10 protein-coding genes and 9 tRNA genes are annotated in these 11,792 nt (G+C 44.1%); 2 read left to right on the plus strand and 17 right to left on the minus strand.

Annotated features, from left to right (window positions below; genetic code table 11):
• The first annotated feature begins 60 nt into the window (after positions 1-60).
• Positions 61-786, plus strand: a complete 726-nt coding sequence (locus tag ACXAFJ_RS00775) for a 1-acylglycerol-3-phosphate O-acyltransferase (protein ID WP_475320753.1) — start codon at positions 61-63, stop codon at positions 784-786.
• A gap of 621 nt (positions 787-1,407) precedes the next feature.
• Here ACXAFJ_RS00775 and ACXAFJ_RS00780 read toward each other — a convergent pair.
• The 13 genes from ACXAFJ_RS00780 to mutY all read right to left on the minus strand — a co-directional run bounded on the left by ACXAFJ_RS00780 (position 1,408) and on the right by mutY (position 7,836).
• Positions 1,408-1,483, minus strand: a tRNA-Asn gene (locus ACXAFJ_RS00780).
• 8 nt (positions 1,484-1,491) lie between these two features.
• Positions 1,492-1,567: transfer RNA gene (locus tag ACXAFJ_RS00785), tRNA-Thr, on the minus strand.
• A 34-nt stretch (positions 1,568-1,601) separates the two neighbouring features.
• A tRNA-Asn gene (locus tag ACXAFJ_RS00790) sits at positions 1,602-1,677 on the minus strand.
• Between the two features lie 8 nt (positions 1,678-1,685).
• Positions 1,686-1,761 (minus strand) — tRNA-Thr (locus ACXAFJ_RS00795).
• A 46-nt stretch (positions 1,762-1,807) separates the two neighbouring features.
• A tRNA-Phe gene (locus ACXAFJ_RS00800) sits at positions 1,808-1,883 on the minus strand.
• A gap of 221 nt (positions 1,884-2,104) precedes the next feature.
• Positions 2,105-3,730, minus strand: a complete 1,626-nt coding sequence (locus ACXAFJ_RS00805) for a methyl-accepting chemotaxis protein (protein WP_475320754.1) — start codon at positions 3,728-3,730, stop codon at positions 2,105-2,107.
• A gap of 754 nt (positions 3,731-4,484) precedes the next feature.
• Positions 4,485-4,560 (minus strand) — tRNA-Asn (locus tag ACXAFJ_RS00810).
• A 43-nt stretch (positions 4,561-4,603) separates the two neighbouring features.
• A tRNA-Phe gene (locus tag ACXAFJ_RS00815) sits at positions 4,604-4,679 on the minus strand.
• 7 nt (positions 4,680-4,686) lie between these two features.
• Positions 4,687-4,762 (minus strand) — tRNA-Thr (locus ACXAFJ_RS00820).
• A 52-nt stretch (positions 4,763-4,814) separates the two neighbouring features.
• A tRNA-Phe gene (locus ACXAFJ_RS00825) sits at positions 4,815-4,890 on the minus strand.
• Positions 4,891-4,990: 100 nt separating this feature from the next.
• Entirely contained in the window at positions 4,991-6,130 is a 1,140-nt protein-coding gene (mltC, locus tag ACXAFJ_RS00830; protein ID WP_475324034.1) for a membrane-bound lytic murein transglycosylase MltC, read from the minus strand.
• A 369-nt stretch (positions 6,131-6,499) separates the two neighbouring features.
• Positions 6,500-6,772, minus strand: a complete 273-nt coding sequence (locus tag ACXAFJ_RS00835) for an oxidative damage protection protein (RefSeq protein ID WP_475320755.1) — start codon at positions 6,770-6,772, stop codon at positions 6,500-6,502.
• 2 nt (positions 6,773-6,774) lie between these two features.
• Positions 6,775-7,836 (minus strand): A/G-specific adenine glycosylase, encoded by a 1,062-nt coding sequence (gene mutY, locus ACXAFJ_RS00840; RefSeq protein WP_475320757.1) that lies wholly within the window; start codon positions 7,834-7,836, stop codon positions 6,775-6,777.
• A 235-nt stretch (positions 7,837-8,071) separates the two neighbouring features.
• Here mutY and trmB point away from each other — a divergent pair, with 235 nt between their 5' ends.
• Positions 8,072-8,791, plus strand: coding sequence for a tRNA (guanosine(46)-N7)-methyltransferase TrmB (gene trmB, locus ACXAFJ_RS00845; RefSeq protein ID WP_475320758.1), 720 nt, complete (start codon positions 8,072-8,074; stop codon positions 8,789-8,791).
• A 93-nt stretch (positions 8,792-8,884) separates the two neighbouring features.
• On the opposite strand, the gene hemW is transcribed toward trmB, so the two are convergent.
• The 4 genes from hemW to ACXAFJ_RS00865 are packed head-to-tail and all read right to left on the minus strand — an operon-like array spanning position 8,885 to position 11,713.
• Positions 8,885-10,051, minus strand: a complete 1,167-nt coding sequence (hemW, locus tag ACXAFJ_RS00850; protein ID WP_475320760.1) for a radical SAM family heme chaperone HemW — start codon at positions 10,049-10,051, stop codon at positions 8,885-8,887.
• Between the two features lie 9 nt (positions 10,052-10,060).
• Positions 10,061-10,663: an XTP/dITP diphosphatase gene (locus ACXAFJ_RS00855; protein ID WP_475320761.1), complete on the minus strand. Its 603-nt coding sequence runs from the start codon at positions 10,661-10,663 to the stop codon at positions 10,061-10,063.
• Positions 10,664-10,669: 6 nt separating this feature from the next.
• On the minus strand, positions 10,670-11,107 hold the full coding sequence (locus ACXAFJ_RS00860; RefSeq protein WP_475320763.1) for a DUF4426 domain-containing protein: 438 nt from the start codon (positions 11,105-11,107) through the stop codon (positions 10,670-10,672).
• Positions 11,108-11,155: 48 nt separating this feature from the next.
• Positions 11,156-11,713: a YggT family protein gene (locus ACXAFJ_RS00865; protein WP_475320765.1), complete on the minus strand. Its 558-nt coding sequence runs from the start codon at positions 11,711-11,713 to the stop codon at positions 11,156-11,158.
• Positions 11,714-11,792: the final 79 nt, after the last annotated feature.

Below are 11,792 nucleotides of genomic sequence, written 5' to 3' on the forward strand. Positions count from 1 at the left end.
TTAGGTTTCGGTTTTTTTATGTGGGCAATAGCCCACAATTTTGATCTTGGAGTATTGATTATGGTCGCTCTGGTAAGAGTTATATTGCTGGCCATTTGGGCGGTATTTATGTTCATCTTCGGCTGTGCATTTTGTTTACTTAGCCCGAGAAACCCGAAGCACGTTTTCCGTTTTGGCCGTTACTTTGGCTCACTCTCTAAGCTATTTGGGATTAAGCTTGAGTTAAGGCTACCAGCCGATGCTTATGAGCGTGGACAGCATATTTATATTGCTAACCACCAAAACAACTGGGACTTGTTCACTGTTTCATCAGCGGTTACACCAAACGTTGTTACTGTGGGTAAGAAAAGCTTGGCTTGGTTACCATTGTTCGGTCAACTTTACTGGCTAACAGGGAATATCCTTATCGACCGTGCTAATCGAAGTAAAGCGGTAGGCACGATCGATCAAGTCGTTAAAAGCATTAAAAATAGCAACTTGTCTGTTTGGATGTTCCCAGAGGGGACTCGTTCAAGAGGGCGTGGATTGCTGCCTTTTAAAACAGGTGCTTTTCACGCAGCCATCGGTGCTGAGGTACCAATAATCCCGATTGTATGTAGTTCTACCGATGGGATAAAGCTTAATCGCTGGAACAATGGTCATGTCATTATTGAAATGCTAACTCCGGTAGAGACAAAAAATTACAGCAAAGACCAAGTGCGTGCGTTAGCGAACGATTGTCGCGAACAAATGAAAGCCAAACTTGCCGAGTTGGACGCAGAAGTAATAGAGCGAAACAAAGCTTAACTGCTGGGTCTAAAGTTATAGAAAGCGCGTCTCATATAGACGCGCTTTTTTATTTCCGGGACGAAGTATGAATGAGCTTGAAATGCGAATCTTTCTACTGGGCTCCTCCTACTGGACTCGGACGGGCAAGCCTTCTTGCTGCGACGATTTACAGTCAATATCGAATCAGAGGAAGATGTCTATTTCTCAAGAAACAAAAAGCCCCAGTCCGAAGACTAGGGCTTGAATGTGGCTCCTCCTGCTGGACTCGGACGGGCAGGCCTTCCTGCAGCGACGATTTACAGTCAATACCGAGTCAGAAGAGATTGCTTTTTCTCTGTAAACAAAAAAGCCCCAGTCCGAAGACTAGGGCTTAACTGTGGTTCATCCTACTGGACTCGGACGGGCAAGCCTTCTTGCAGCGACGATTTACAGTCAATATCGAATCAGAGGAAGATGTCTATTTTTCAAGAAACAAAAAAGCCCCAGTCCGAAGACTAGGGCTTAAATGTGGCTCCTCCCGCTGGACTCGGACGGGCAAGCCTTCTTGCAGCGACGATTTACAGTCAATATCGAATCAGAGGAAGATGTCTATTTTTCAAGAAACAAAAAAGCCCCAGTCCGAAGACTAGGGCTTGAATGTGGCTCCTCCTGCTGGGCTCGAACCAGCGACCTGCGGATTAACAGTCCGTCGCTCTACCAACTGAGCTAAGGAGGAATTATAAGTGGTGCCGACTACCGGAATCGAACTGGTGACCTACTGATTACAAGTCAGTTGCTCTACCTACTGAGCTAAGTCGGCTCCGATAAGCTCAGATAAAATCTAAGCTTGAAATTGGCTCCTCCTGCTGGGCTCGAACCAGCGACCTGCGGATTAACAGTCCGTCGCTCTACCAACTGAGCTAAGGAGGAATTATAAATGGTGCCGACTACCGGAATCGAACTGGTGACCTACTGATTACAAGTCAGTTGCTCTACCTACTGAGCTAAGTCGGCACACTAAATCTTTACTGTTCGTGCTAAGCACCAACAATTGAAATTGTGGTGCCCGGAGGCGGAATCGAACCACCGACACGAGGATTTTCAATCCTCTGCTCTACCAACTGAGCTATCCGGGCGACGAGGTGTATTAAACGGTTTTTCAGTTATTAGGTCAACAATAAAAATCAAAATAATGTGCGTTTGTTGAAAAACTGACCTTGAATAGGCGTTTAGGTTAGCCAATCATCGTTCAAGCCAAGCGATACAAGCACGCCTTGTTGACGAAAAATCTAATTTGAGACGTTTTAAAAGCAAAAAAGCGATGTAAAACACCGCTTTTTAACTACTAGACTACATTCTATGAGCTAATTCGGAATTTGCCCAACCAGCGCTCTAGTTCGTTAGCTAAAGAGGCCAAGGTCTGAGTACTATTGTGACTTTGATTTACCACGTCACTTAATTGATTTCCGCTGTCTTCAATTAAATTTATTCGTTTGGAAATATCATCACTGACTTGGGTTTGTTCTGACGCCGCAGTCGCAATTTGATGGCTTTGTTCGGTGATAGATTCGAGTGCTATCACTATATGTTGCAGTGCTTCTGATGCGTTGCGTGACTCAGTCACCGTGTTTTGGCTAGTTTGAGCACAGACCTCCATAGTACTAATAGCATTGCGTGATCCTTCTTGTAGATTCGAGATCATGTCTTGTATTTCTTTGGTGCTCTCTTGAGTGCGTCCTGCCAAATTTCGAACTTCATCTGCTACTACGGCAAATCCACGTCCTTGTTCACCGGCTCGTGCTGCCTCAATCGCCGCATTGAGCGCCAATAGGTTGGTTTGTTCTGCTATGTCACCAATTACATCTAGGACTTTTACAATGCTGTTTACATCACTATCTAAAGCTGAGACCGCAGAGCTTGCTTCATCCAATTGAGAAGCTAAGCCTTCAATGTTATCCACGGTGGAGTGGATCAATTGTTGGGTATGCTGACTTTGGCTATCGGCATCTTCTGTAGCTTGAGCTGTTTGGCTGGCAGACTCGGATACATTGTTGGCTGAAGAGGCCATTTCTGTCATGGCAGTGGCAATCATTTCGGTAGATTGTTGCTGTGTACCTGTCAGTTCAGCAATACTTCCCGCTCTTGATTCAACGTGATCTAATTCGGCTCTCAATTGGTGCATTGAATCAGTCAAATTAGCAACAAGCTGAGCCAAAGAACCACTCATAGCTTGTACAGCGTGATAGATACTGCCTTCTGGTGCGTGCTCTGAGAAACTCTCTTGAATGTCGCCATCGGCTACAGACTGCACTGCTTTACGGACGTCATCAGGTTCGCCGCCAAGGATAGCTAGCATTTTTCGAATGGAGAAAGTTAGGATTGATACAATGATCGCAGCGATAACTAAGCAAAGAATCAGCTGCCACTGAGCTGTAGACCAAAATCGAGCGTTCACTTCGTTAAAGCCAATTCCGGTTCCGACAACCCAATTCCAATGAGGAGTCCGTTCTGCAATTGACAGCTTTTCTTCAATCGTGCCGTCAGCTTGTTTTTGAGTCCAAGTGTACTGCACTAACTTACCTGTACTATTGCCTAGCTCACGTTGAATTAGTTCGCCGACACTATTACCACTGCCATCTTTGAAGTCATGGAAACTGGTTCCGTGAAGTTGCGGGTCAAGTGGTGTGGCAATGAACATCATGTTTTCATCAGCAACATAGACGTATTCATTGTCTTTGTAGATATTGTTACGCAACAGACGAGTGGCTAGAGCTTTTGCGTCCTGTTCGGACATTTGTCCTTCGATGGCAAGTTTTTCGACTTCGGTAAGAATGCTATATGCACTTCTAAATAGTTGATTGACTCGAGCTTGGTTGTCTAGGTCACTAGCTACTCTTAATGTCCAAAGTCCTGTGGCAGAAAGTGCAAGAAGTGCTGCCAGAATAATGGCAGACAACAGATAAGCTTGGTGTTTTAGTTTCATGGTTCCCTCACAGCAGCATAAATTTAAGCGGTTAGCCAATTGAAAAGTAAGGTTCGGTGATACTTTAGGTATAGTAGAATTTTGGTGTATCACTCTTTTAACTTAAACGTCACACACTAGTAATATCTATGGCAACTATGTGTGGCTCAAAATTTAAGGTTGAGCACATTACATACGACATTCTGCAATTGCAATGGATATAACTTAGCCAACAACCTGTTCGCCTTCTCATTTATTTCAGTGATATTTTAATTAGCTTACGGCTGGAATTAACTAAACAACTGATAAGCTCAGCCGGCGATTCGTTTTGATTCGGTTAAGGAAGAAACAAAAATTCCTTTGGAGGGCCGGACGTTTAATTGTGCCGAGTTCTTAGAGGCTCGGACGGGCAAGCCTTCTTGCAGCGACGATTAAAAGCCAATAACGAGTGAGCAGAGAAACTTATATTCTTTCGAAACAAAAAAGCCCCAGTCCGAAGACTAGGGCTTGAATGTGGCTCCTCCTACTGGACTCGGACGGGCAAGCCTTCTTGCAGCGACGATTAAAAGCCAATAACGAGTGAGCAGAGAAACTTATATTCTTTCGAAACAAAAAAGCCCCAGTCCGAAGACTAGGGCTTGAATGTGGCTCCTCCTACTGGACTCGGACGGGCAAGCCTTCTTGCAGCGACGATTAAAAGCCAATAACGAGTGGGCAGAGAAATTCTAATTCTTTAGAAACAAAAAGCCCCAGTCCGAAGACTAGGGCTTGAATGTGGCTCCTCCTGCTGGGCTCGAACCAGCGACCTGCGGATTAACAGTCCGTCGCTCTACCAACTGAGCTAAGGAGGAACTATTCTGTGTGGCTCTTGTGGTTAGACAAGTTAACCAAATATGGTGCCTCGAGGCGGAATCGAACCACCGACACGAGGATTTTCAATCCTCTGCTCTACCAACTGAGCTATCGAGGCAAAAGAATGGTGCCGACTACCGGAATCGAACTGGTGACCTACTGATTACAAGTCAGTTGCTCTACCTACTGAGCTAAGTCGGCATGCTGTATTCTTTTACTGTTGTCCGTGTAAAACACCAACAACTAATAACCGTGGTGCCCGGAGGCGGAATCGAACCACCGACACGAGGATTTTCAATCCTCTGCTCTACCAACTGAGCTATCCGGGCAACGGAGCGCTATTAAACGGATTTTCGGGTGCTTCGTCAACTTGTTTTTGACAAAAAAACTGAAAAATCGTGTGGTTGCTGGATATTTAAACAAAAGGATTTACAACTGCCCTTTATTAAAGTCCTTTTTAAACTTAGTTACCTTTTCGAGATAGCGTCTTGCCTCAGCATTGGGGTGTTTTTTGGTTAGTGCCCAATAAACTTGGCTAGGCTGCAACTTGTTAAGATTGCTCATGGCACGATCTCGATTGCTGTGGAATGTCTTAAGCACCCCCCCTGCACCACCATTATAGGCTGAGATAATACTGTATTCTCGAGATAGGGGGTCTTTGACCTTCTTGAGATATCGAGTCGTGAGAATGTGCAGATATGCGGTTCCTGTATCTATGTTATTGGCTGGGTTAAATAGATACTCTGGACTTGGCTGACCACGTTTATTTTTAATCAATTTAAATACATCCCTACCTGCTGTTTTAGGTACGACTTGCATCAATCCATAAGCGTTAGCCCAACTGACCGCGTAAGGGTTAAAACTACTTTCTGTTTTGATGATGGCGTAAATCAAGTCTTCTGGAATGTCGTATTTACGTGATGCTTTTCGAACAAGATCGGCATACTGGTAGCTGCGTATTTCAATTTGATCTTCAACCATGGGGATGACAACAAAATACGCTTTTTTAAAGTCGACTGTTTTGGTTTGCAGTTTGTTTTCTATTAGGTAGTCAGCGAACCGGTTGGCTCGCCATGACCATTGAATGGGTTTGTTATCTTGGTCTACAACTTGTCGATATAGAAATGGAGCACCTTTTAACTCGATTTCTTTCGACGAAAATAAGTCGACCGCCGCTGGGTCTTCAGGAGTGAGCAGTGTAGTAATAATGGCTCTTTTGAGATGTTCTTTGGGAGCCGTCAAGGAAACGGTTTCAATTGTGATTGAACCCTTAGCAAAGTTAACTTCAGCACGGCTGAGGTAGTTATCTATGTATTTGACGTAGTTGCTTTTACCAGCAAATTTAAGTTCTTTTTTGCCCCAACGTTTTTCTATGTTGCCGTAGAAACTATTGATTAGTACGTCGAGTGCTTGAGTATCTTTTTCAAATTGGCCGGGAAGTTCTGCCAAGTTTTTAGCAAAGCGGTTGGTCGGTTCGTAATTAACTTCTACAAAGTCTTCGATAAACTCGCGACTACAACCGGTAAGTAAAAAAACGAAAAGCAGAAGGAAAGAAACTAGCTTCATGATTCAAAAGAAAAAATGGCATCACATAAAATCATGATGCCATGTCTATAGACCATTATCTAGCCAGTCTAAATCACTATTTGAGGTTGCTTGAAAAAGTTGAAGTTAGGGCGTGTTGACCTTTCGAGCTGATTTTTGCAGCAGTTTGCGGGCTCTTGATACAAGGAAGAGGCTTTGATATGTAGTTAGTCTACCTGATAAGTCGATAACGCAGTAGAAAGTGCTCGCAAACGCTGCCCGAAGGGTTCGGCTAAAAGCGTTTTACTCTTTGTTGAGAGGTGTTTTACTTAGAATGACTAAGCTACAAACCTCTCGCCGCGATTAAAACGCTTTTATCTCGAACAAAATTTAACCTCGAAAGGTCAATACGTCCTAGTTACTTGGAGGCGTGTAGCCTTCTACTTCAATGTCTTTTCCTTCAAACAAAAAATCGACCATCGCAGTTTCGATTTTTTTGCGGTGTTCAGGATCCATCATGTTCAACTTATGTTCGTTGATCAGCATAGTTTGTTTGTGTTGCCATTGGCCCCACGCTTCTTTGGATATGTTGTCAAAGATACGTTTGCCAAGGTCGCCGGGGTAGAGTTGAAAATCTAGGCCATCTGCTTCTTTTTGCAGACGAGCACAAAAGACGGTGCGGCTCATTATTATTCCTCGTTGTTAAGTTCATGCGGTAGCGCATCGAGTAATTGTTTAACCGGTGCTGCTAGACCTACAGATTTTGGCTGAGATAAGTTATACCAAAGTCCTTGATTGCCTTCCATTACCTTTGCTGGTCGCTGCTTTAGTTGGACCAGTACCGGTGTTATATCTAAATGATAATGACTGAATGTATGACGAAAAGAGATAAGTACTTTTTGTGCGTCGATTAATTCAGAAGAAATCGCCATCTGATTTAGACACTCTGTTAGCTCTATTTCTTGTGCTTGAGGGAAGCAGTGAAGACCTCCCCAGATACCACTTGGTGGTCGCTGCTCCAGCCAAACTTCGCCATCACAATACAGAATGGCAAAATGAGTCGATTTTATTGGCTTTTCTTTTTTCGGCTTTTTACCTGGGTAGTCTAGTGGATTCCCCTGCTGGTAACTGACACAACGCTCACTTACTGGGCATAAGGTGCATTTAGGTTTGCTACGAGTACAAACCATGGCACCCATATCCATCATGGCTTGATTGTAATGATCGACATCAGTTGCTGGTGTGTGTTCAATCGCATGCTCCCAAAGCTCATTTTCAACCTTCTTTTGTCCGGGCCAGCCTTCTACCGCAAAACACCTTGCTAGGGTCCGCTTTACGTTACCATCTAAAATCGCATGAGGTTGGCGATAGACTGAAGATAGGATGGCACCAGCTGTCGAACGACCAATCCCCGGAAGAGCATGTACTTGCTCAAATTCAGTGGGGAAAACACCGTTGTATTCAGTTGCAACAATCTGCGCGGCTTTGTGTAGGTTTCTCGCGCGGGCGTAATAACCCAATCCTGTCCATAGGTGCAAAACCTCATCAATATGAGCATTGGCAAGATCGGTTACTGTTGGGAAAGTTTGCAAGAATCGTTGGTAATACGGAATTACGGTCGTTACTTGCGTTTGTTGCAACATAACCTCAGAAAGCCAAACACTGTAGGCGGTCTTGTCTTGCTGCCACGGGAGATCTTTACGGCCATAGTCTTGGTACCAGTCCAAGATAGCCTGAGAAAATGCTGTCACGAATTGCTCATTATATTTCTATTATATTTTGCTGTGCATTGCATCATAGTTGGTGATCAGAGTTCAACCGATGATTGGTGGGGTTTTATTCAATGTTGAAGCGGTAAGAGGGTGATTAGTCCTTGCTACTCACTAATAGCTGTGGATAATCACACTCCCATTTTGAAGGGCAAATTTTATATAATTTGCTCTATCATTTACCCAATTACTTAAGTAAGCAATACGAGCAAACCTCATGAGTGAAGTAACAACTAACGAATACAACGAAGACGGCAAACTTATTCGCAAAGTTCGCAGTTTTGTTCGCCGTGAAGGGCGACTGACAAAAGGTCAGGAAGCAGCAATGACTGAATGTTGGCCGACGATGGGAATTGACTATCAGCCTCAAATGCTCGATTGGAAACAAGTGTTTGGTAATGATAATCCTGTTGTGCTTGAAATTGGTTTTGGCATGGGTGCCTCTCTAGTGGAAATGGCAAAACAAGCGCCAGAAAAAAACTTCTTGGGTATTGAAGTTCATAGCCCCGGTGTGGGAGCTTGCCTTTCTGCTGCAAAAGAGCAGGGTGTAACTAACCTGCGAGTGATGTGTCACGACGCGGTTGAAGTGTTTGAACATATGATTGCCGACCAAAGTCTCGCTACTGTACAGCTATTCTTCCCAGACCCATGGCATAAAAAACGCCACCACAAACGTCGCATCGTTCAACCTGAATTCGTTGAAATGGTGCGTAAGAAGCTGAGTATTGATTCTGGCGTGTTCCATATGGCGACCGACTGGGAAAACTACGCAGAGCACATGATTGAAGTAATGAATGCTGCGCCGGATTATCAGAACGTAGCGACAGACGGTGATTACGTACCTCGTCCAGATGACCGCCCTTTGACCAAGTTTGAAGCTCGTGGCCATCGCTTAGGTCATGGCGTTTGGGATATTAAGTTTAAGCGCATTAAGTAATCATACGACTAATCCCACTCAAGTAAAAAACGCTGGCTTTCAATGCCAGCGTTTTTTTGTTTAATCACTTCGTTTTGTTGTCAAGAAAGTAACTTATTGGCTAAGGAAGCTCTCGAGCAAATCATTGAGAAACAGCTTACCTTTGTCGGTGATCTGCCAATGAGTATCTGACTCGGTTATATATCCTTTTTGCAAAGCATTGTTAATCACGGGCTGGACTGAAGTTAGCGCCAATCCGGTTCGTTCAACAAACTCTTGTTTTGGACAAGCTTCGATCAAGCGAAAGCGGTTCATAAAAAACTCAAACGGTCTTTCGTCGTTTTCCACTAACTGTAAATCACTGAGGTAACTTTTGGCCAAGTTGCCAAATGCAGACAGATAACCTCTTGGATGTTTGACTTTAGTGGTTCGAATGATTGAACCATCGCTCTTTGAAATCTTACCGTGAGAGCCACATCCAATTCCTAAGTAATCCCCGTAGCGCCAATAGTTCAAGTTGTGACGACATTGGAAACCCGGCTTGCTATAGCCTGAAATTTCGTATTGAACGTAGCCAGCGGCAGTTAACTTTTCATGGCCTCGATCGAAAATCTCCCAAAGTTCATCATCGTCTGGCAGTACTGGAGGTTTGGAATGAAATAGAGTGTTTGGCTCTATGGTCAACTGATACCAAGATAAATGTGGAGGGTTGAGCTCAATGGCTTTTTCAAGATCGGCCAGCGCTTGTTGCTGACTTTGATCCGGTAAGCCATGCATTAAATCTAGATTAAAACTGTTTAAGCCAATTGTGTGTGCCAGCTTCGCTGCCGATACTGCTTCTTGTTGACCGTGGATTCTTCCTAGCCTTGTGAGTTTTTCTTGTTCAAAGCTTTGCACACCTATCGAAATACGATTGATACCCGCTTTGCGATAACCCTCAAAACGCTCTGCTTCAATCGTTCCTGGGTTCGCTTCCATGGTGATTTCAATATCATCAGCGAAGTCAATTTGTTCTCTGACACCATCAATAATTTTGCCAATGCCTTGCGCTGTGAAGACACTAGGAGTACCACCGCCGATGAAAATCGAATGTAGCTTGCGTTGGTCATTAGTCAGATCAAATTTTTCAATATCAGCTTTAAGATCGTCCAAGAGTGCCGCGATATATTCTTGCTCCGGCACATCTTGCTTTAAGGTATGAGAGTTAAAATCACAATAGGGACATTTTTGCACACACCAAGGTATGTGCACGTAAAGGCTGAGCGGAGGTAAAACAATCATATTGACGCTCTAGTTATTGATCTGAGCTTTTATCGTCGCAAACAGTTGTTTTAGTGCTTTACCTCTGTGGGAAAGCTGTTTTTTTCGCGTTGGCTCTAGTTGCGCAGATGCACAGTTGTCTTCAGGCACCCAAAAAACGGGATCGTATCCAAATCCGTTTTCACCACTCGGCTCAGACAAAATAGTGCCTTCCCAAACTCCGTGGCAGATGATTGGGGTTGGGTCGAGGTGATGTTCCATTAGCACTAATACACAGTGGAATCGTGCGCTGCGTTTTTCAGCCGGAACACCGTTTAATTCTTGTAGCAGTTTTACAATATTGTCTTTGTCGCTGGCACCGTCACCCGCAAAACGCGCGGAATAGACACCGGGTGCGCCGAGCAGAGCATCGACTTCTAGACCAGAGTCATCTGCAATCGCTGGTTTGCCAGTAATTTTGGCAGCATGTCGGGCTTTAATAATGGCATTTTCAACAAATGTGGTACCGGTTTCTGGAACATCCGGTACATCAAACTCACTTTGCGCTTTGACATCAAAACCAAACTCAGACAACAAATCCGCCATTTCACGGACTTTACCTTGGTTGCCCGTGGCCAATACAAGCTCTTTCATCACGCTTTACTCTTCAACATAAAATTTTTGCGTGAATGATAGTTTGCCTTTGCCGGATAAGCCAGCATCAATCTGGATATCAAAAGTGAGTGTTTCTTCGTTAGTGATAAATATTTCTGCAATGTAGTAAACCGACTGACCTTCCCGAATGGGTTTGAACTCTAGCTCGCGACTCTGACCTAGCAAGTTTTTAGCACGGCCATCAATGTTAGCCTCAATTGCGGGTTTACGAGCTTGACGCGTGTCCAATATCGACACGTTTAAAAGTGCGTAATAGCCATTTCGTTTGAGTTTATGTAGGCGAGTGACTTTAGCGGGTAGTAAAGTGGAGTTAAATGCGGAGTAGTGGACTTCAACGTCTTTGATTGTGACAAACTGTTCTGCCCATGAGTGACTTGAAAACACAGTAGCAATAAACAGAACCAATAGTGTTTTGAGCTTCATAATACCTACCGATACAAAAAAGCTGCTCAATAGAGCAGCTTATCGATTTTATAGTTGATGCCAGACTGGGCCAATAAAGTCGCCCACTAGAAAATTGAGAAACTGTAAGCCGATAAATAGCACCAGTATGCTCAAGTCAAAACCACCCATAGGCGGCAATAGGCGGCGAATAGGCGCTAACATAGGTTCAGTTAGCTGATGGAACACAAATTCCACAGGGCTGCGGCCTTGGCTTACCCAACTTAAAATTGCGCGAAGTAGCAGTACCCAGAACACTAACATGCCCACTTCTTTCACAAGAGATAGCAGGGCAATAAACAAAAACTCAACGGTAATCGCGTCTGTGCTGGATCCATTTAGTAAGGCTAACGCGACAAACTTAATCACGCACAGTAGGTATGCAAACAACAAGGTTGCCATGTCGATACTGCCGATCGAAGGAATGAAGCGGCGTAGTGGTCCAACAACAGGTTGAGTTGCCTTTACCACAAATTGCGAAAACGGGTTGTAAAAATCTGCGCGGGCGGCTTGCAGCCAAATACGCAAAATGACCACCATGACATATAGGTCAATTAATGTGGAAACCAAAAAACTCATTGAGCTCATAGTTGAAACCTTAAGTTAAGTAGCCCAGCTGAATAGAGTGGGCTAATTGAGTAAGAACCTGTTGTTTACAAGCTACTTA

This window comes from Vibrio sp. ABH4_348, assembly GCF_056159765.1.